Raw genomic sequence first — 20,361 nt, 5'->3', positions numbered from 1 at the left:
CGCGTTCCCAGGTAGGAGCGGCCCCGCTCTTCAATGGGCGAAGATCGAGCCGCCCTCCTTGCCCACCATCTTCTCCGGCTTGATCAGGAACCGCGCCAGGGCCGGCAGCAGCCACAGCGCACCAAACATGTTCCACAGCAACATGAAGGTCAGCATCAGGCCCATGTCGGCCTGGAACTTGATCGCCGAGAAGATCCAGGTGCACACGCCAATCGCCAGGCACAAGCCGGTGAACAGCACCGCCTTGCCGGTCGAGCGCAGGGTCTGGTAGTAGGCTTCCTGCAACGGCAGCCCCGCGCGCAGGAAACTCTCCAGGCGGCTGTAGATGTAGATGCCGTAGTCCACGCCGATGCCCACGCCCAGCGCCACCACCGGCAGGGTCGCCACCTTGACGCCGATGCCCAGGTAGGCCATCAGCGCGTTGCCCAGCACCGAGGTCAGCACCAGTGGCAGGACGATGCACAGGGTGGCGGCGAACGAGCGGAAGGTGATCAGGCACATCACCGCCACGCAGATGTACACCATGATCAGGATGGTCAGCTCGGCCGACTTGATCACTTCGTTGGTCGCCGCCTCGATGCCGGCGTTGCCCGCCGCCAGCAGGAACTGCAGGCCTTCCTTGTTGTGGCTGTCGGCAAACGCCTTGGCCACGGCAGTGACCCGTTCCAAGGTCTCGGCCTTGTGGTCGTTGAGGAACACCAGCACCGGTGCCAGCGAGCAGTCACCGTTGTACAGGCCATCGGCGCGGGCAATGGAGTTGTTGAGGATGTCGGGGTTGCGCGACAAGGTCTCCCACTTCAGGCTGCCCTCGTTCATGCCCTTGATCACCTGCTTGGACACGGTCACCAGGGAAATCGCCGATTGCACCCCCGGGGTGTTCTGCATGGTCCACATCAGCTCGTCGATCGGCGCCATGGTCGAGTGGATCGAACAGTGTTCCGGTGGCGTCTTGACCATGATCACCAGCACATCGGAACTGGTCGAGTAGTTGCTGATGATGAAGTTGTTGTCCTGGTTGTAGCGCGAGTCGGGGCGCAGTTCCGGCGCGCCCTGGTCGAGGTCGCCGATCTTCAGGTTCTGGCTGTACCACAGGCCACCGGCAAAGGCGACCAGCGCCAGCGCCACCGACACCGGTGCTACCCGGGCGCTGGCGAAGTTCGACAGCAGGCGCCAGAACGGATGTTCGCGGGTGGCGTCCTGCTTGCTGCGCGCGACGGCCTTGTTGCTGATGCCGACGTAGGAGATGGCCACCGGCAGCAGGATCAGGTTGGTGAACACGATCACCGCCACGCCGATGGAGGCGCCGATGGCCAGTTCACGAATCACCCCGATGTCGATGATCAGCAGGGTGATGAAGCCCACGGCATCGGCAAGGATGGCGATCATCCCCGGCAGGAACAGCTGGCGGAAGGTGCGCCGGGCTGCAGTGAGGGCGTTGTCGGCGTCGCTGGACTGCAGGGCGATGCCGTTGATCTTCTGCACCCCATGGGAAATACCGATGGCGAAGATCAGGAACGGCACCAGCATCGAGTAGGGGTCCAGGCCGAAACCCACCGCATGCATCAGGCCCAGCTGCCAGACTACCGCCACCAGGGTGGTGATGAGCACGGCGATGGTGCTGCGGATGCACCAGGTGAACCAGTACAGCAACACCCAGGTGATGGCCAGCGCGATGCCGAAGAACATCGCCACCATCACCAGGCCATCGATCAGGTCGCCGACCTTCTTGGCGAAACCGATGATGTGCACCTTGACGTTGGGGTTCTGCGCCTGGAACTTGTCGCGGATCTTCTCTTCCAGCTGGTGCGAGAACTGCTGGTAGTCCAGCTTCACCTGCCTGCCCGGGTCCTGCGGGTCGGGGTAGCTCTCCAGCAGCGGCACGTCGACGATGCTGGACTTGAAGTTGTTCGCCACCAGGCGCCCCACCTGGCCCGACTTGAGCACGTTGTCGCGCAAGGTGTCGAGGCTGTCCTGGGAACCGTTGTAGGTGTTGGGTATGACTTCGCCGCCGGAGAACCCTTCTTCGGTCACCTCGCTCCAGCGCACGCTGGGGCTCCACAGCGACTTCAGCCCGGCCCGGTCGACACCGGGGATGTAGAACACTTCGTCATGGACCTGGCGCAGGGTCTCCATGTAGTCCTTGTCGAAGATGTCGCCGTTGACCGCCTCCACCGAGATGCGCACGGTGTTGCCCAGGTTGGCCAGGTCGTTGCGGTGCGCCATCATCTGCTCGATGAACGGGTGCTGCAGCGGGATCATCTTCTCGAAACTGGTAGACGGGCGAATCTGCGTGGCCTGCCAGAACAGGAAAATGCTCACCAGCAGGCACAAGGCGATGACCACCGGGCGGTTGTTGAAGATCAGGCGCTCCAGCAACGTGGCCTTGTCCTGGTGATGCGGGTGCATGGTGATGCTCTCCCTGCTGGTCATGGCTGCACCTCCTGGTCGGCACCCTGGGCAGTGGCCAGGTGCACGCCACCCTGCCCTACCAGCAACAGGCCGCCGTTGGCCAGGCCACTGACGCCGGCCAGGGCAATGCGGTCGGCGCGGTTGTAGACACTGAAGGTGTGGCCATCGTCGGTGCTGCGTAGCACGCTGCCGCCGTTGCCGACCAGTACCAGGCTGCCATCCTCGACAAGCGTAGCGCCTGCCAGGCCGAACTCGAGGTTGCCGCGTGCGGCCTTGAGTTCGATCGGTTGCCAACTGTCACCGAAGTCGCTGGAGCGGAACAGGTTGCCGCGCAGGCCGTAGGCCAGCAGCGCATGGGGCTGGGCGGTGCCGATCACGCCGAACAGCGAGCCTGCGTAGGGGCCCAGGACCTTGCTCCAGGTCTGGCCGTGGTCGGCCGAGCGGAACATGCTGCCCTGCTCGCCGACGATGAACAGCCCGGCATCACGGACCTCGGCGATACCGTTCAGGTGCAACTGGTCGGGGTTGTCCAGGCGCTCGGCCACGTCCTGCCAGTGCTGGCCGCCGTCGCTGGTTTCCAGCAAGGCGCCGTAGGCGCCTACGGCAAAGCCATGCTGGGCGTCGAGGAAGACCACATCGAGCAACGGTGCTTCACGGGAAAGGTCTTCGAACTGCTTGCTCCAGGTGGCCCCGCCATCGTTGCTGGTGAGCACCTGTGCATCATGGCCGACCGCCCAGCCGCGCTTGTCGTCGAGGAAGAACACCGCGGTCAGCAGTTGCCGGGTGGGTACCCGGGCCTGGGTCCAGGTGCGGCCCTGGTCGTCGGAAAACAGGATGTGGCCGCGATCGCCGACCACTACCAGGCGTTTACCGGCCTGGGCGGCATCGATCAGCAGGCTCTGGCTGGCCTTGGCCGACTCGGTGGAATATTCCTCGGCCGCTGCGGCCTGGGCAGCCTCGGCCCAAACCCCCAGTGCCAGTGCCAGCATCGCACTGGTTGCCAATGGCCAGGCACCACGCCTGTTCTGCTGCCCCATGACTGCCCCCTGTTGTGTTCTTGTTGGTGGGTCAATGCATTGCAGGTACTGCGAAAAGCTTGAGCTAGAGGCCTGCAATAACTTGACCGGATCGTAGCGGGGATGTTTGCGGGAAGACAACGGGCGGGGTGTTATGTTTTGTTATCGGCGTGTAGCCGGGGGCCGCTGTGCGGCCCCTTTGGCCCTCAAGCCAGGCTCTTGCTCACCACTTCATACACATCACTGGACAGCTCACCGGAAGCCAGAATCCGCTCCAGCTCGCCTTTCATCAGCGCCTGGCGCGCAGCGTCATACTTGCGCCAGCGGGTCAGCGGCGCCAGTTGGCGCGAGGCGATCTGCGGGTTCAGCGCATTCAGCTCGATCACCAGGTCGGCCAGGAAGCGATACCCCGAGCCATCCGCGGCATGGAAGTTGACCAGGTTCTGCCCGGCAAAGGCGCCGATCAGCGCACGCACCTTGTTCGGGTTCTTCAGGGTGAACGCCGGGTGCTGCATCAGCGCCTTGACCCGCGCCAGCCCGCCCGGCAGGGTGCTGGCCGCCTGCACGCTGAACCACTGGTCCATGACCAGCGGGTTGTCCTTGAAGTGCTCGGCAAAGGCCTCCAGGGCCTTGGCCCGTTCAGCCTCGTACGGCGAGTTGACCAGTACCGCCAGCGCGGTCAGGCGCTCGGTCATGTTGTCGCAGCGCTCGAACTGCTCCAGGGTCGCCTCCAGCACCTGCGACTGGCCGCTGAGCATCAGGTACGACAGGGCAATGTTCTGCAAGCTGCGACGGGCAAAATGCTCGGCCGAGGCCACGTAGGCGGTGTTGCGCGATACCTCGCGGTTGGCCTGGTAGCGCGCCCACAGGGCGTCGAACAGCTGCTCGGCGATCTGCCGCCGGGCGAACTCGCGGGCAGCGTGAATGGCATCCACATCGGCGACCTGGCTGATCTCGGTGAGGTAGGCCTCACCCGGCAGCGAGAGCATCTCGGCGACCATCGCCGGGTCCAGTGCCTGGTTGCCGAGTACGGTAGCCAGGGCGGTGATCAGGCGCTGGTCGAGTTGCAGCGCTTCGCCACGCTGATGCTGACCGATCAGCTCCTGCAGCACCTGCACCGACAGCTGCTGCCCGGCTTCCCAGCGGTTGAAGCCATCGCTGTCGTGCTGCATCAGGAACATCAGCTGGTCGCGGTCGTAGGGGAAGCTGAGCTTGACCGGCGCGCTGAAGCCGCGCAGCAGCGACGGCAGCGGCTTGGCCTGGATGCCGTGGAAGGTGAAGGTCTGCTCGGCTTCGGTCACCGCCAGCACGCGGCTGCTGCCTTGCGCGGCCGCTTCACCCGCCAGTTGCAACGGCAAGTCGTTGCCGGCGGCGTCCAGCAGGCCCAGTTCCACCGGGATCACGAACGGCAGCTTCTCGGCCTTGTCCGGGGTCGGCGGGCAGCTCTGGCGGAAGCTCAGGCTGTAGGTCTGCGCGGCAGCATCATAAGCCTCGCTGACGTCCAGGCGCGGGGTGCCGGCCTGGTTGTACCAGCGCTTGAACTGGGTGAAATCGACGCCATTGGCGTCTTCCATGGCCTTGATGAAGTCGTCGGTGGTCACCGCCTGGCCATCGTGACGCGCGAAGTACAGGTCGCTGCCCTTGCGGAAGCCCTCGGCGCCCAGCAGGGTACGCACCATGCGCACCACTTCGGCGCCCTTCTCGTACACGGTCAGGGTGTAGAAGTTGGAAATTTCGATGAAGCTGTCCGGGCGCACCGGGTGCGCCATCGGCCCGGCGTCTTCGGCGAACTGGTGGGTACGCAGGTAGGCGACATCCTCGATGCGCTTGACCGTGCGCGAGTTCATGTCGGCACTGAACTCGGCATCGCGGAACACCGTGAAGCCTTCCTTGAGCGACAGCTGGAACCAGTCACGGCAGGTGACGCGGTTGCCCGACCAGTTGTGGAAGTACTCGTGGGCCACCACGCCTTCGACGCGCTGGTGGGCAGCATCGGTGGCGGTTTCGGCACGCGCCAGCACGCAGCTGGAGTTGAAGATGTTGAGGCCCTTGTTTTCCATGGCGCCCATGTTGAAGTCGTTGACCGCGACGATCATGAAGATGTCCAGGTCGTACTCGCGGCCGTAGACTTCCTCGTCCCAGCGCATCGACTTCTTCAGGCTGACCATGGCGTGCTCGCACTTGTCGATGTTCTCGGGCTCGACATAGATGCGCAGGGTCACGTCGCGGCCGGACTGGCGGGTGAAGCTGTCCTCGACGCACCACAGGTCACCGGCCACCAGGGCGAACAGGTAGGCCGGCTTCATGAACGGGTCTTCCCAGGTTGCCCAGTGGCGGCCGTCTTCTGCCGGCCCGCTGCCGGTCGGGTTGCCGTTCGACAGCAATACCGGGTAGCGGTGCTGCTCGGCGATCACCGTGGTGGTGAAGGTGCTCATCACATCCGGGCGGTCGAGGTAGTAGGTGATCTTGCGGAAGCCCTCGGCCTCGCACTGGGTGCAGAACATCTTGCCCGACTTGTACAGGCCTTCCAGCGCAGTGTTGCTCTCGGGGTGGATCTTCACGCTGGTATCGAGGGTGAAGCGCTCGGCCTTGGGCTGCACGGTCAGGCTGTCGGCATCCAGCCGGTAGGCATCCGCCCCCAGTTCCTGGTCGTCCAGCGAAACGCGCAGCAGTTCCAGCTGCTGGCCGTCGAGTACCAGTGGCGGCAGGCCGGCACCGCGTGCCGGGTTGCGGCGCATGACCAGTTGCGCGTGGACCAGGGTGTGGTCCTCGAACAGCTCGAAGGTCAGGTGCGTCTCGTCGATCAGGTACTCGGGCGCCTGGTAATCCTTGAGGTAGATCACTTGCGGTTGTTCGGTACGCATGTGCAGGTCCTTTTTACTGGAGCACGGCCAACTGGTAGGCCGTGTACTTGCGAATGTTGATCACACCGGTGTCGAAGATCAGGTACTGGCCCTTGATGCCCAGCAGCGTGCCTTCGGCCACCGGGTCCTTGTCGAGGTTGAAGCTGACGATCTTCTTCGGGTAGGCCTCGACCGGGTATGTCATATGTACCACTTCGGCGTCAGTCAGCGGCTGGATCGCCTGCAGGCCGAAGCGGCCCTGCAGTGCTCGCAGGCCATCGGCGCAGGCAGCGAACACCTGCTCGCGAATGGCGACCAGGTCAAGTACCTCGGCGTCCCCCTTGAGCAGGGTGCGCCAGTTGGTGCGGTCGGGTACCTGGCTGCGCAGCAGGTCTTCGACCAGGCCGGACTGCTGACGGGTGGCCACGCGCAGGATCGGCAGGGCCTGGCTGGCGCCCTGGTCGAGCCAGCGGGTCGGCAGCTGGGTGGCGCGGGTGATGCCGACCTTGATCCCCGACGAGTTGGCCAGGTACACCACATGGTCGGTCATGCAGAACTGTTCGCCCCACGACGGTTCGCGGCAGGTGCCGGCGTCGTAGTGGCATTTTTCCGGGGCCATGATGCACACGTCGCACTGGGCCAGCCGGGTCATGCACGGGTAGCAGTACCCCTGGCTGAAGCTGGTCTTGGTGCGCTTGCCGCAATGGCTGCAGTGAATGGCGCCGAGGTATTCCAGGCGCAGGCGCTGGCCGATCAGCGGGTTGACCGGCACCTGGGTGTCACCCAGGCGGAAGCTGTATTGCACCACCGGCGCCTGCAGGCTGACCGCCATCTTGCTCAACGAGCCACGTGCGAGTTCGATCAATGTAGCGAGTCCGACTTGAACAGGATGTTGGCAATCGGTGCCGACTTCGACGCGCATTCCTGCGGGCCCATGTAACCGGTGCGCTGGTCTTCGGGCAGGTTCTTCATCTCCCAGGCGATTACCGCCTGCAGCGAAAGCTCCTTCTGCTCGGCGGTGAGCTTGCGGCCATCGGACCATTTGCCGATCTCCACCGCCAGTTTCAGGCTCTGGTAGATCTCGGGTGTGATGTTTTCGATCATTTGCGCGAAAGTGGACATAGTGTCTCCTGATTCAAGCCGACAGTTTACGCCTGGCCAGCGCCCCACCCAAGAGCCCGGTCAGGCATCCGATGAGCAGCCCGCCGACATGCGCGGCGTTGGCGATCTGGCCCAGGCCCAGGGTACCGACCACGCCGGTCAGGCACACCACCAGCCAGATCAGCATCATGGCCAGTACGCCCTTGGGCAGGGCGAAGTAGCGATTGGGCGCCAGCCACTGGTACAGCCAGATGTGCCCGAGCAGGCCGTACAGCACACCGGACAACCCGCCGAACAGGCTCGGCCCGCTGGTGTAGTGCTGGGCCAGGTTGGACACCAGGCTGAACAGCACGGTCAGGCCCAGCAGCGCCCAGGGGCCCTGGCGCAGTTCGATGCGTTTGCCCAGTTCCCAGTACCACAGGCTGTTCATCGCCAGGTGCAGCACGCCGAAGTGCAGCAGCATCGGCGAGACCAGGCGCCACCACTGGCCTTGTTCCAGGCTTTGCGCCAGCGGGCTGAAGTACAGGTAGTCGCCCTGCACGCGGAAGTCGAGGAAGGTGAACCAGCTGATGGTGGTGAAGTTGTCGCCCAGCCCGGTGAGGCCGGCGACGATGAAGCACAGCAGCAGGGTGATGGTGGTGACCTTGCAGGCGCGTGCCTGTTCTGCCAGGGAGGGCTGGCCAGGGCCAGGCGCGGGCATGCCCGCCGCCACCGGTTCATCGCTCACCTGGATGTCGGCGTTGCCGTCGGGGTAGCGCTGGTAGAGTTCGCGCACGTCTGCGGCCAGGTTGTCAGGCGCCCACAGCACCTGCACCTCGCCCTCCTCGCTGACCCGGTGCGGCACCTGCAGGCGCTGCAGTAGCTGGACGAAGCCGCTGAGGTCGACCGACAGCGGCAGGCGCATCACTTCGATAATGTTCATTGGCTGGCCTGTGGGCGGTCGACGTCGACCCAGACGAACTTGTGCGGGTCGATGCGGGTTTCATCATCCAGCCGGTAGGCGGCCAACTTGCCGTAGAGCACCGCGCTGTAGTCCAGGCAGGCCAGGTTGGCACGGATCGGCGCCGGGCGGCCGCTGCGCCAGTAATGGCCGACGAACAGCATGGGCTCGTCTTCGGCATAGCGCAGCAAGGCGTTCTTCTGGCTGTGGCTGAGTGGGGTATTGGCCACTTCCGCCGGCAGGGCGTCTGGCTGGAACACGATGTCGCCGTAGGTTTGCGGGTCTTCTTCCCAGAACTTGGTGCGGAAGAATGCCCGGGTCAGGCCGTCGCCGCCTGTCAGCGTCAGCCCGTCCGGCAGGCGCATGTCGGTACCGCGCAACAGCCGGTTGCACACGTTGGCCGCAAAGCTGCCGTTCACCGCCGACGCCTGGATGAAGTGCTGGTCGATGCAGCCGTCGGGGTATTGCTGGCGCAGCGGCTCGATCAGGCGCGGGTCCCAGCAGGCGTGCACCAGGCGGAAACGCCCGGCGTCGACGAACAGCGGCAGCTCGTAGAACCAGTTGACGAAGTCGTGCCAGTCCGCCGGGTGCTGGGCGAACTGGGTCAGGGTTTCGTCGATCAGCCGGGCATGTCGTGGCGTGTGCTCGCGCACATAGGCCTTGCCGCTGCCAGGCAGCGCCGGGGTCACCCAGCCCAGGGCGTTGTATTCATGGTTGCCCATGATGCAGAACGCCTGGCCGGCCTCGACCATGTCATGGACGATATGCAGCGCCTCGCGAATGCGTGGCCCGCGGTCGACGATGTCGCCCAGGAACAGCGCCTGGCGCCACGGATGGCGCCACACGCCGGCCTGGCGTTTGTAACCGAGGGCGTCGAGCAGGCGTTCGAGGGTCAGCGCACAGCCATGCACATCGCCGATGATGTCGAAACTTCGCGCCGGATCGAGCATCAGTCGTCCCTGCCCCCCAGACGGCTGCCCCAGCCGAGCTTGGTGCGGCAGACCTCGTAGTAGTTGTGGTCCAGCGGATGGATCAGGCGCAGTTTCTGCGGCTTCTTGCTCACCGTGATGGTGTCGCCGGGGGCGCAGGTGAAGTGGTTCTGGCCGTCACAGGACACCTGCGGGTAGATCTGCAGGTCCTTGGACACCACGATCTTCAGCTCGCTGTTGCCGTCGACCACGATCGGCCGGCCGGACAGGGTGTGCGGGTACATCGGCACGATGACGATGGCGTCGAGCTTGGGGTGCATGATCGGCCCGCCAGCCGACAGCGCGTAGGCGGTGGAGCCGGTGGGCGTGGCGACGATCAGGCCGTCGGCCTTCTGGCTGCAGACGAACTGGCCATCGATGTAGATCTCGAACTCGATCATGCGCGTGGACTTGCCCGGGTGCAGCACCACGTCGTTCAGCGCGTCGCCCTGGCCGATGGCTTCGTTGTGGCGGCGCACCTCGGCCTGCAGCAGGAAGCGGTTTTCCACCAGGTAGTGGCCGTCGAGCACTTCGGCGACCTTCTCTTCCAGTTCGTCCGGGCGGATGTCGGTGAGGAAGCCGAGGTTGCCACGGTTGATGCCGAGTACCGGAATGTTGTGCCGGGCCAGGGCGCGGGCGGCGCCGAGCAGGCTGCCATCGCCGCCGACCACGATGACCAGGTCGCAGACCTCGCCCAGCAGCTTGCGGGTGGAGGTCTGCAGGCCATGGCCGGGCAACACTTCGGCGATGGTGTCCTCGAGGATCACGTGCAGGTGGCGCTCGAGGAGGAATTTTTTCAGTCGGCGAATGGTGTCGAGCACCTGCGAGCTACCAAGGCGGCCGATGATACCGATATTGCGAAATTGCTCCATGGGGCTCCTGCGAGGCTCTGCGGCGGGTGACAATGCGCCGATTATGGGCGAAACCACCGGGCAGCGGCAAACCGGCTATGCTCGCAGGATGATGCCATTCGCCCTGCTCCACGACCTGCCCCGACAGTTACGCCGCCCCGCCGTGCGTGACCTGGCCTGGGCGCTGTTGTCGCCACCGTTGCTCAGCGCCCCGCCGTGCCCCCAGCGCCACCCGCTGGCCGGCAGCCTGTGGGCAGACCGGCCGCAAGGCCTGGAGCGCTGGTTGCGGGCCCTGGACGATGATGACCGGCCTTTGCGCGAGTGGCTGGCGCAACTGGGCAGCCGGCGCCTGGGCCATTACTACGAACGCCTGTGGCAATTCGCCCTGGGCCAGGCGCCGGGCATCGAAGTGCTGGCGGCGAACCTGGCGATTCGCGACGGCGGGCGCACCTTGGGCGAGCTGGATGTGCTGCTGCGCGACCGCGACGGCGTGCACCACCTGGAACTGGCCATCAAGCTGTACCTGGGGCCGGAGCACGCCGGGCAGGACCCTGCCACCTGGCTGGGGCCGGGGTGCCATGACCGGCTGGGGACCAAGCTGGCGCACCTGGCGGGGCACCAGTTGCCCATGTCGCACAGTGCGCACAGTCGCGAAGTGCTGGCGCAGCTGGGCGTCGGCCAGGTGCAGGCGCATGTTTGGCTGGGGGGTTATCTGTTCTACCCGTGGCCAGGCCAGGCCGAGCCACCGCAGGGCGCCAACCCGCAGCACCTGCGCGGGCGCTGGCTGCGGCGGCGCGACTGGGTACTGGCCGAGGGTGAGCGCTGGCAGCCGCTGCAGCGGCATGCCTGGCTGGCACCGGCGCGGGTCGAGGCGGCGGACTGCTGGGAGGTGGAGCAGTTTGCAGCATGGTTGCACCTGCTGCAGCGGCAGGCACCGGCGCAATTGCTGGTGCGCCTGGAACGCGAGGCTGACGGCGCCTGGCAGGAAGCGGAGCGGGTGTTTCTGGTGGCTGACAGCTGGCCACATTTGCCTTAACGCTTGTCTTGTGATTTGCGGAGTTTTCAAGATCGAGCGCCGCCCGCGCGGCGCATCGCGGATAAATCCGCTCCTACATTTGTTGCAACGTGGCCATGCCTGTCAGGCCAGGTTGTCTGCCGGTTTGCACGACCCAAGTCATGCACCAAGGCAGGCGATCATGGCATAACAGGTTCGGCACGTTGCAACAAATGTAGGAGCGGATTTATCCGCGATGCGCCGCGCGGGCGGCGCTCGATCTCACAAGCACAAAAAATATAACGACATACAACCGACCTGATAACGAGGACCGATCATGGTTTCAACCACCCCCGCGCCCCATTACGCGCGCCTGTCCATCGCCCTGCACTGGCTGATGCTGGTGCTGCTGGCCGCTGTCTATGCCCTTATCGAGTTCCGCGGCCTGTTCCCCAAGGACAGCGTCGAACGCAACCTGATGAAAGAGCTGCACTTCATGCTCGGGCTCAGCGTGTTCGTGCTGGTCTGGCTGCGCCTGGCCATCCGCCTGAGCAACCCGACACCACCGATCACGCCAAAGCCGCCGGCCTGGCAGACCGGGCTGGCGCACCTGGTGCACCTGGCGCTGTACCTGCTGATGATCGGCCTGCCGCTGGCCGGCTGGCTGATCCTCAGCGCGGCCGACAAACCGGTGCCGTTCTTCGGCCTGGAGCTGCCGCACCTGATCGGCCCCGACCCGGACCAGGCCAAGTTCATCAAGGGCTGGCATGAACGCGTCGCCAGCTGGGGCTACTGGTTGATCGGCATCCATGCCGTGGCCGGCCTGTACCATCATTATGTCAAGCGCGACAACACGCTGTTGCGCATGCTGCCCTACAAGTAACCGCGCCGGCCCTGCAGGCCGCCGGTATGCACCACGATCAGGCGAGTGCCGGGCGCAAACAGCCCGGCCTCGACCTGTTGCCGCAGGGCCAGCAGCGCCTTGCCGGTATACAGGGCTTCCAGTGGCACGCCGGTGTGCCGCTCGCAGTCGGCGATGAACGCCAGCAGTTCATCATCGAACTTGCCGAAGCCGCCACGGCAGGCGTCGTGCAGCTGATAGCCCTGCGTCCCCGCCAGTTCCTTCACCGCCTGCTCCACGCCATGATCGCGGGGTACGGCCAGTGCGCCATGCACCACATGCCTACCCTCCTCGGCCAGCACCAGGCCGGCCAGGGTCGTCCCGGTTCCAACGGCCAGCCACCAGGCGTCATGGTCGGCCCAGCCGAGTGCGGCGAGTTGGGCGCGGGCCTGCTGCAGGATCAGGGCACAGCCTTGCGCCCCCGCCAGCCCGCCACCACCCTCGGCAATACACTGCCAACCCGGATAGCGCGCCTGCCAGGGTTGCCAGAAACCGGGTTGGTTGCGCGCGCGGTAGCCGCCGTAGCCCAGCCAGTGCAGCTGCATGCCCAGCGCCTGCAGGTCACGCACGGTAGGCGTGTCCTGGGCGTGCCCGCGCAGCAGCCCGGCGGTGGCGAAACCGAAGCGTTTGCCGGCGGCGGCCAGGGCGTGCAGGTGGTTGGAATGGTTGCCACCCAGGCTGATCAGCCCGGGAGCGTTGCTGGCCATGGCCTGCTGCAGGTGATGGCGCAGCTTGAACCATTTGTTGCCGCTGATCAGCGGGTCGATCAGGTCCAGGCGCAGGATGGCGGCTTCGACCCTGGCGTTTACCAGCCAGGGCAGGTTCAGTGGATGCAGGGGGGCTTGGGCTAGGTCGAGGCGCATGCAGCGAGTTTACCAGTGAACGCGGGGGGCGCTGCGCGCCCCTTTCGCGACACTAGGCCACTCCTACAGGGGCCCAGGGTAGTGCAAATTCTGTAGGAACGGCCTTGTGTCGCGAAAGGGCGGCAACGCGGCCCCCGACAAATTCAGAGCTCGGCCGCCAATCTCGAACCTTGATTGATCGCCCGCTTGGCATCCAGCTCCGCCGCCACATCCGCACCGCCAATCAGGTGCACCGACTGCCCCGCCGCCACCAGCCCTACCTGCAGCTCGCGCAACGGCTCCTGCCCGGCACAGATCACCACGTTGTCCACCGCCAACACCTGCGGTTCACCACCCGCCACGCGAATGTGCAGGCCGGCATCGTCGATGCCCAGGTATTCGACGCTGTTGAGCATCTGCACCTGCTTGTTCTTCAGCCCGGTGCGGTGAATCCAGCCGGTGGTCTTGCCCAGGCCGTCGCCCACCTTGGATGCCTTGCGCTGCAGCAGGTAAACCTGCCGCGCCGGCGCATGCGGCTCGGCCTTGACCCCGGCGACGCCACCGCGTGCTTCCAGCTGGGTATCGATGCCCCATTCCTTCCAGAACGCTTCACGGTCCTGGCTGCTGGCCACACCTTGATGCACCAGGTATTCGGAAACGTCGAAGCCGATACCTCCGGCGCCGATCACCGCGACAGCCTTGCCGACCGGCTTGCGCCCAAGCAGCACATCCAGGTAGCTGAGCACCTTGGCATGCTCGACACCCGGGATGTCCGGCGTGCGCGGGGCAATGCCGGTGGCCAGGATGATCTCGTCGTAGCCGCCGGCGAGCAGGCCCGGCACATCGACCCGGGTGTTCAGGCGCAGGTCCACGCCTGTGCTTTTGACCTTGTTGCGGAAATAACGCAGGGTTTCATGGAATTCTTCCTTGCCCGGCACCCGCTTGGCCACATTGAACTGCCCGCCGATCTCGCTGGCGGCATCGAACAGGGTCACTGCGTGGCCGCGCTCGGCAGCCACCGTCGCGGCGGCCAGGCCGGCCGGGCCAGCACCCACCACGGCAATGCGCTTCACCGCGCGCACCGGCAGGTAGTTGAGCTCGGTCTCGTGGCAGGCACGCGGGTTGACCAGGCAACTGGTCAGCTTGCCGCCGAAGGTATGGTCCAGGCAGGCCTGGTTGCAGCCGATGCAGGTATTGATTTCGTCGCTGCGGCCGGCGGCGGCCTTGTTGACGAAGTCCGGGTCGGCCAGGAATGGCCGGGCCATCGAGACCATGTCGGCATCGCCCGCGGCCAGCACCGCCTCGGCCACTTCCGGGGTGTTGATGCGGTTGGTGGTGATCAGCGGAATGCCGACCACGCCCCGCAGCTTGGCGGTGACCTTGCTGAACGCCGCGCGCGGCACCTTGGTGGCGATGGTCGGGATGCGCGCCTCGTGCCAGCCGATGCCGGTGTTGATCAGGGTTGCGCCGGCCTGCTCGATGGCCTTGGCCAACAGCTCGATCTCGTCCCAGCTGCTGCCGCCCTCGACCAGGTCGAGCATCGACAGGCGGAAGATGATGATGAAGTTCGGCCCCACCGCAGCACGCACCCGGCTGACGATTTCCACGGCCAGGCGCATGCGGTTTTCATAGCTGCCGCCCCAGCGGTCGGTGCGCTGGTTGGTGTGGGCGGCGAGGAACTGGTTGATGAAATAGCCTTCCGAACCCATGATCTCGACGCCATCGTAGCCGGCCCGCTGGGCCAGTACGGCGCAATTGACGAAGTCGGCGATCTGCTTCTCGATCCCTGCTTCGTCCAGCTCCCTGGGCTTGAACGGGTTGATCGGCGCCTGGATCGCGCTGGGTGCCACCTGCCGTGGGCTGTAGGCATAACGCCCGGCATGCAGAATCTGCAGGCAGATCTTGCCGCCGGCGGCGTGTACCGCTTCGGTGACGATGCGGTGCTTGTCGGCCTCCTCCGCGGTGCTGAGCTTGGCCGCGCCGGAATACACCCCGCCTTCATCGTTGGGCGCGATGCCACCCGTGACCATCAGGCCGACGCCGCCCCGGGCGCGTTCGGCAAAGTACGCGGCCATGCGCTCGAAGCCGCCAGGGCGCTCTTCCAGGCCGGTGTGCATCGAGCCCATCAGGGTGCGGTTGCGCAAGGTGGTGAAGCCCAGGTCCAGCGGGGCAAGCAGGTGCGGGTAGCGGTCGGCGGCCATGGAAGGTCCCCTGGTGGCGTGATCACGGGATGCGGGCGCCTCACCAGCCGATGGGCCCCGTCGATTGTCTGCCTGCGACAGTAAACAGCCGTTTGAACCGGCTCAATGATCGAAACTGACAAGTTGATGATCCTGGTGCACAGGGTTTCACCGACTGGGCGCTGTTCTTCAAGCATTGCAGCGGTATGTCGCGGTAAATCCTGCCCTGGCTAACGGCAACTGCCCTCACAGGAGGCCCATCTGTCATCAGGCCCGCGCTGTACCGTGGGAGCCGCGCTTGCCGGCGATGGGGCGCGAAGCGGCCCCAACATTCATGAGTCCGCAGTGGGTCGGTAGAGGATGTGATGATGGGGTGCTTTCGACCCCGTAGCGGACTGTCTTGCCTTGGGGCTTGCGTGGATTTGGATGTGTTCGCCTTGGGGTGTGTAGCGCCTATGAGATCGAGCGCCGCCCGCGCGGCGCATCGCGGATAAATCCGCTCCTACATTTGTTGCAACGTGCCGAACCTGTTACGCCATGGCTGCCTGCCTTGGTGCATGTCTCAAGGCATGCGAGGCGGCATCGATGCCCCCCCAAAAAATCCCGTCGTGCCAACAAGGCTGACAACCGTGGCCTCACAGGCATGGCCACGTTGCAACAAATGTAGGAGCGGATTTATCCGCGATGCGCCGCGCGGGCGGCGCTCGATCTCATAGGCGCTACATCCCCCAAGGCGAACACATACGAATCCACGCAAACTCCAGGCACATCCGCTTTGGATCGATAGCGGTCTGTCGTGAACGGCTGCAATCGACCCATTGCGGACATAGCGTTTGTCGCTGACTTGGACAACTCAGCCAACAATCCTTGAGTTTCCTCCTTGCCATTGGCATACCCCACCGTCAGGATGGATGCTTTATCAGGCTTAAGGAGAGAGCCGTGTTTCCAATGAATGTGTGGTTTGCCTACACTGCTGCCTGCGTGCTGTTGGTATTGGCGCCGGGCCCTGACAACCTGTTGGCCATTGGCCGTGGTCTCAGCCAGGGCAAAGTCGCAGCGGCCGTATCCGGCATGGCGTCAGGCGCGGGTATTCTGTTTCACGTCGCAGCCGCTTCGTTAGGGTTGACCCTTCTGATGCAAACCTCGGCGGTCGCTTTCTGGGTGATCAAACTCATCGGTGCTGGCTATCTGCTCTGGCTCGGCATCAAAGTCTTGCGCGCGCGCAGTTTGATCAGCTTTCAGCCGGCGTCCCGGCAATCGTTGCCCAGCATTTTTCTAACGGGTCTGCTTTCGGCTGCGCTCAACCCGAAACCAGGCTTGTTCGTGTTGGCATTCATTCCCCAATTCGTCGATCCAGCTCGCGGATCGGTCAGCGTGCAGATGATGGTTTACGGGATGTGGTTTGCTGTACTCACAGCCTTGGGTTTTGCCTTGATGGGCATTTTCGCCACGGTGTTATCTCGCTACCTATACCAGCGGCCGCGGCTGGTAAATGGGCTAAACGTGGGCGCTGGCCTCACCTTTGTCGCATCTGGTGTTTCGATTGCGGCTTTGAGTCAAAGGTAGTGGGTAGGGAAAAGCGGCGGGGCTTCGGATGAGCCCCGCGTTATCATCAAGATGCTGAAGGTTCGTTGGCAAGCTTCGCATGGGTGGTCAGTTCTTCACTGATGAAGGCCGAAATCATTGCCCGGTAGACCTGCTCCACGACCTCAGCCGAGGCACCAGTTTCCTCAGCCATTTCACGAACCTTCCTTATCACTTGCTCAACCCGAGCAGGCGCACGCACATCATCAGTGGTTTTCTTGAAGACAGCTGCTTGCGTCACAAGCCGGCCCCGTTTGGCGAGAAGCGAAACGAGGTTGCGGTCGATTTCATCGATCCCTTGGCGGACTTCGTCCAGAGAGGTGCAAAGTACATCCATTTGCTTGACTTCCTTTTCATGAGCCTACGCTTGATTAGGGCAGGCAGTTGCTGATGGTTTGGGGCTTTATTGTAGACTCTGGTGGATGTCCGCAATGGGTCGATAGCGGCCTGTCACGTACGGCAGCTTTCGACCCATAGCGGACACTGATCCAATGCTCTGGTGTCCGTGCAGGCCTCATGATTATCACCAGTCCGTACCTTTGGAGTGAGCTTGCCATCAACGGGTCGCTCTCGCCCTGATTTACCATTCGGTACCGAGAAGCACCATGGCTGTGAAACGCACATTAGAGGGAATGGTCGAAGCAGGCGAGCCGCTGATGCGGCAAGCGCTTCAAGCCATCCGCGATGCTCAAGCAGCGGAGGCCTTAGGGTTGGCAAAGCATGAGCTAGAGCGCCTTGAGCTATTGGCGGACTCGCTTTATCTGACCGTCGTTGACGTTCAGCTTGGGAATGCCGGTAAGCTACCTTTGATCATTCACTAAGGTGACTGGTCATGACACAAAAATTGCCCATCCTTGCTCCCGACCATCAGCAGTACACTGATGCTGTCGATGCGATGAAACGGTACCATGAGGCTCAGCTTCGGCTCGACCCGGGGATGAAATCGAGCGGCTACGTCAAATAGCGGAGTCGCAATTTCGAGCTGTAAACGAGTACCAGCTCAAAGTTATGGGTCGTCATTCTCCAGGCACCCTCAACTGGATATTTAAAAATAGCTACTCGATGGACTGAAGTTGGGAATAAAGGAAAGCTGACTCGATGAGCATACTGGGCGACAGGCAGATTACGATTCCATCTCATTACGTCGAAAGCGTTTTAGCGATGATTGAGCAGCATCTAGTCGAGCTGAGTGCCACTATTGAGGATGACAACGAAAGCAATCCGGCGCGACGTGAAATTGCGGCATTTCGACATATGGCACAGCAGCTGGGTTACGATTTTAAAATTGTTATTAAAGCGAACGGTTTCTTCTCTGTATCACGAATCGCTCTGCAGTCCAAACGCCAAACCTAGAAAAAGCCGGCATACAATTCGGCGATTGCTACCGCTTTAAGCAAAAAAGCTTTAATTGTTGTTTTGGGCAAGCGATAGCAATCATAACCTGAGGCTATACCGCTGCGTTGGATCTGAGCCAATCGGCTACAGTGGAAACTCTTACATTCTCTATATAATTATAAGATACTTCTTTGCTCCACGCTACACCAGCGCCGTTGTCATTGCCTTGCGCGAACACCAGTCGATATCTTTTCAAGACGTTAGTGGGATCTTTTTTGAGCTCGTCTTGTAGGAGAGGGATCGTCCAAACATTTCTTGCGACGGAACAATTCAACGCCTCATCTATGAGATCTGCCAGCTGACGATAGGAAACGGTATCGCCCGCAGTGTAAATTACCTTACTAGTGATTTCAGGCTCGGAAAGTACTGCTCTCGCTGTCAACTTACCAATGTCTTCAGGCGTGGTGACGGTAACGGACGTATCCCAGTCGCCGAGTGCATTAACTGTCCTGTTTTCGAGATCTACAACGCCAAAGGATGGCTCAAAGAGAAAGCTTGTGAACATACCCGTAGAAATAATAGTCCAGTCGATCCTGCTTTGTGAGCGCAACAGGTCACGAACATCAAGTTGCTCATCGAAGAGTGGCTGAGCGCTACCGCGACCGATCACGTCGTAGTCAACACCAAACTGCCAAGGATAGTATTTTTTGATACCTGACTCGATCGCTGCCAAGGCCAGCTTTAGCTGCGTGCCTGGACCAGCAGCAAAGCCTACGCAACTGACCACTACCTCAAACTGGCCAAAAGTTTCGGCTATGGTTTCCAGAGTGTCACCCACCACATCCCCTGCAATTACACTAACCCCAAGAGCATCTAGTTCCGTGAGCAGTTGACTCCGTTGGCTTGAAAAACTGCTGGATGATGTCCTCAGCATTACCGAGACATCTGCCTTTCCGATGGCCACCCCTTGGGCAGATAACTCTCGCAAAACCTCTAGCCCCAATTCACCTGCGCCGAGCACGAGTATCTTGCGCTTGTTAAAAGTAGTCTCTTTAGTCATAAAGCCACCTCGTTAGAACTGAAAACCCTCAGAATGAGCAGCTGGCGACTCTTGCAGTTGCTAGCCAGTTAACGATTTTGGCCAAAAGCATTCATGATGTCTGTGCCGAAACTCGATTTCACAATTGCAAATATTTGAATTATGGGCTTCGATCAAACCTCATTCGGCTTCAACGCTTGGCATTTAGGAAGGTGAAATGGGTTACTTTCCTAGTCCTAATTTTGAGTTTTTGAATAGCTCAATGACCCAGTCTACGAACGACCTCAGCGTCGGTGAGTGGTAACTGCTGTGGTGATACATCACTGAGATCGGCACGGGCGGTGCGGTGTAACCCTCAAGCACTGAAACAAGTCTGCCGGAATCCAGGTGGGGCCAAACCATGTAGCTGCCCACCCGTATCAGGCCAAGACCTTCTAGCCCGCATGTCACATAGCCGTCTGTATCATTTACCGCTAGCTTTTCAGGGACTCGAACGAAGACGGGTTCGTCGTTGACCAAATAATGCCATTCGATCGATCGCCCGGTCCTGCTAGACAGGTAACCCACTGACTGATGCTTCTGCAAGTCGTCCAAGGACCTGGGTACGCCATACGCTTGTAGGTATTGTGGAGAGGCGCACGTTACCCAGTCGAAACTGCCAATTTGCCGAGCTACCAGGCTTGCTGAGTCAAGCGGCACTCCGGTACGGACCACGCAGTCGATGCCTTCCTGTACCAGGTCTACGGTCCGGTCACTCAGGCCGATGACCAATTCAACCTCAGGGAATCGCTGCTGATACTCGCGCACTGCAGGTAGAACGAAAAGACGACCTAAAGAATTCGAGATATCCACACGCAATCTGCCTCGCGGCGTGGCATTCCCGCCCGGAAAGGTGGATTCCGCACGATCAATGTCCGCCAGCACCTGCCGACAGTGACGATAGTAATGTTCACCATCCGCTGTCAGGCTCAGCTGCCGTGTCGTCCGATTGAGCAAGCGGACCCCCAGGTAATCCTCAAGATTCTTGATCATGCGGGTGGCCGATGACGGCATGATCCCCAAGGCCTCAGCTGCTCTATTGAAGCTGTTGGTCTCGACTACTCGGGTAAAAACCTGCATTGCTTGCAAACGATCCATCCCAACCCCTTCTTCTGTGCGAAGCACCACTGGCAGCCATAGGCTGCCACAGCTGTGCCCAGGCAGGTACCAGGCCAGAAAATCCTACCCAGGTGCCCCGTGATTCGATACACGAGGTCACAAATGAAGTACCTCAGGGCATATTTATCAGTTTGCTCTGAAATCTTAAAGTTTCTCCATCAACTGCTCATCACCCAAATGCACACTTGACAGAGGAACTT

General features: G+C 62.3%; 18 protein-coding genes and 1 pseudogene. 6 read left to right on the top strand and 13 right to left on the bottom strand.

From position 1 onward, the window contains the following. Nucleotides 1-30: 30 nt before the first annotated feature. The 8 genes from HG549_RS08050 to HG549_RS08015 form a co-directional block, all read right to left on the bottom strand. Nucleotides 31-2,406, bottom strand: a complete 2,376-nt coding sequence (locus tag HG549_RS08050) for an RND family transporter (protein WP_170034096.1) — start codon at nt 2,404-2,406, stop codon at nt 31-33. A 20-nt stretch (nt 2,407-2,426) separates the two neighbouring features. Beyond that, the gene (locus HG549_RS08045; protein WP_170029002.1) at nt 2,427-3,446 is read right to left on the bottom strand and encodes a YCF48-related protein; all 1,020 of its coding nucleotides are present in this window, start codon (nt 3,444-3,446) and stop codon (nt 2,427-2,429) included. A 185-nt stretch (nt 3,447-3,631) separates the two neighbouring features. After that, the gene (gene pepN / locus HG549_RS08040; RefSeq protein WP_170029001.1) at nt 3,632-6,289 is read right to left on the bottom strand and encodes an aminopeptidase N; all 2,658 of its coding nucleotides are present in this window, start codon (nt 6,287-6,289) and stop codon (nt 3,632-3,634) included. Nucleotides 6,290-6,302: 13 nt separating this feature from the next. Next, a complete protein-coding gene (locus HG549_RS08035) occupies nt 6,303-7,133 on the bottom strand; it encodes a DUF2797 domain-containing protein (protein ID WP_170029000.1) in 831 nt (276 codons plus the stop codon). Then, complete coding sequence (locus HG549_RS08030; protein ID WP_161774617.1) at nt 7,130-7,390, bottom strand: YeaC family protein; 261 nt, start codon at nt 7,388-7,390, stop codon at nt 7,130-7,132. Before HG549_RS08030 ends, HG549_RS08035 begins: the two co-directional genes overlap by 4 nt. A gap of 13 nt (nt 7,391-7,403) precedes the next feature. Beyond that, entirely contained in the window at nt 7,404-8,291 is an 888-nt protein-coding gene (locus HG549_RS08025) for a rhomboid family intramembrane serine protease (RefSeq protein WP_170028999.1), read from the bottom strand. After that, nucleotides 8,288-9,259: a metallophosphoesterase gene (locus HG549_RS08020; protein ID WP_170028998.1), complete on the bottom strand. Its 972-nt coding sequence runs from the start codon at nt 9,257-9,259 to the stop codon at nt 8,288-8,290. Before HG549_RS08020 ends, HG549_RS08025 begins: the two co-directional genes overlap by 4 nt. After that, nucleotides 9,259-10,149: an NAD(+) kinase gene (locus HG549_RS08015; protein WP_011532967.1), complete on the bottom strand. Its 891-nt coding sequence runs from the start codon at nt 10,147-10,149 to the stop codon at nt 9,259-9,261. The genes HG549_RS08020 and HG549_RS08015 overlap by 1 nt, the downstream gene beginning before the upstream one ends. A gap of 43 nt (nt 10,150-10,192) precedes the next feature. Here HG549_RS08015 and HG549_RS08010 point away from each other — a divergent pair, with 43 nt between their 5' ends. After that, a complete protein-coding gene (locus HG549_RS08010; RefSeq protein WP_170034094.1) occupies nt 10,193-11,164 on the top strand; it encodes a DUF1853 family protein in 972 nt (323 codons plus the stop codon). Nucleotides 11,165-11,459: 295 nt separating this feature from the next. Continuing rightward, nucleotides 11,460-12,005, top strand: a complete 546-nt coding sequence (locus HG549_RS08005) for a cytochrome b (RefSeq protein WP_170028997.1) — start codon at nt 11,460-11,462, stop codon at nt 12,003-12,005. On the opposite strand, the gene HG549_RS08000 is transcribed toward HG549_RS08005, so the two are convergent. Both HG549_RS08000 and HG549_RS07995 read right to left on the bottom strand, forming a co-directional pair. Next, on the bottom strand, nt 11,996-12,886 hold the full coding sequence (locus HG549_RS08000) for a 1-aminocyclopropane-1-carboxylate deaminase/D-cysteine desulfhydrase (protein ID WP_170028996.1): 891 nt from the start codon (nt 12,884-12,886) through the stop codon (nt 11,996-11,998). The genes HG549_RS08005 and HG549_RS08000 overlap by 10 nt on opposite strands. Nucleotides 12,887-13,029: 143 nt before the next feature. After that, entirely contained in the window at nt 13,030-15,066 is a 2,037-nt protein-coding gene (locus tag HG549_RS07995; protein WP_170028995.1) for an NADPH-dependent 2,4-dienoyl-CoA reductase, read from the bottom strand. A gap of 927 nt (nt 15,067-15,993) precedes the next feature. Here HG549_RS07995 and HG549_RS07990 point away from each other — a divergent pair. After that, a complete protein-coding gene (locus HG549_RS07990; RefSeq protein ID WP_218576034.1) occupies nt 15,994-16,611 on the top strand; it encodes a LysE family translocator in 618 nt (205 codons plus the stop codon). 46 nt (nt 16,612-16,657) lie between these two features. On the opposite strand, the gene HG549_RS07985 is transcribed toward HG549_RS07990, so the two are convergent. Beyond that, nucleotides 16,658-16,966 (bottom strand): chorismate mutase, encoded by a 309-nt coding sequence (locus HG549_RS07985; protein ID WP_170028993.1) that lies wholly within the window; start codon nt 16,964-16,966, stop codon nt 16,658-16,660. Nucleotides 16,967-17,240: 274 nt separating this feature from the next. Here HG549_RS07985 and HG549_RS07980 point away from each other — a divergent pair, with 274 nt between their 5' ends. From HG549_RS07980 to HG549_RS07975, 3 genes and pseudogenes are all read left to right on the top strand, one after another. Continuing rightward, the gene (locus tag HG549_RS07980; protein WP_170034092.1) at nt 17,241-17,450 is read left to right on the top strand and encodes a hypothetical protein; all 210 of its coding nucleotides are present in this window, start codon (nt 17,241-17,243) and stop codon (nt 17,448-17,450) included. Nucleotides 17,451-17,461: 11 nt separating this feature from the next. Further along, nucleotides 17,462-17,700 (top strand): annotated as a pseudogene (locus HG549_RS25940) (hypothetical protein). Nucleotides 17,701-17,727: 27 nt separating this feature from the next. After that, the gene (locus tag HG549_RS07975; protein WP_170028992.1) at nt 17,728-17,982 is read left to right on the top strand and encodes a hypothetical protein; all 255 of its coding nucleotides are present in this window, start codon (nt 17,728-17,730) and stop codon (nt 17,980-17,982) included. 94 nt (nt 17,983-18,076) lie between these two features. On the opposite strand, the gene HG549_RS07970 is transcribed toward HG549_RS07975, so the two are convergent. Then, nucleotides 18,077-19,024 carry an aromatic alcohol reductase gene (locus HG549_RS07970; RefSeq protein ID WP_170028991.1) on the bottom strand — a complete coding sequence of 316 codons (948 nt, stop codon included), beginning with the start codon at nt 19,022-19,024 and terminating at the stop codon, nt 18,077-18,079. A 201-nt stretch (nt 19,025-19,225) separates the two neighbouring features. Continuing rightward, nucleotides 19,226-20,140, bottom strand: a complete 915-nt coding sequence (locus HG549_RS07965) for a LysR family transcriptional regulator (RefSeq protein WP_170028990.1) — start codon at nt 20,138-20,140, stop codon at nt 19,226-19,228. Nucleotides 20,141-20,361: the final 221 nt, after the last annotated feature.

It is taken from the genome of Pseudomonas sp. SK (assembly GCF_012975065.1).
Lineage (GTDB): Bacteria > Pseudomonadota > Gammaproteobacteria > Pseudomonadales > Pseudomonadaceae > Aquipseudomonas > Aquipseudomonas anuradhapurensis.
This window is presented reverse-complemented; position numbering and strand designations above follow the sequence as displayed.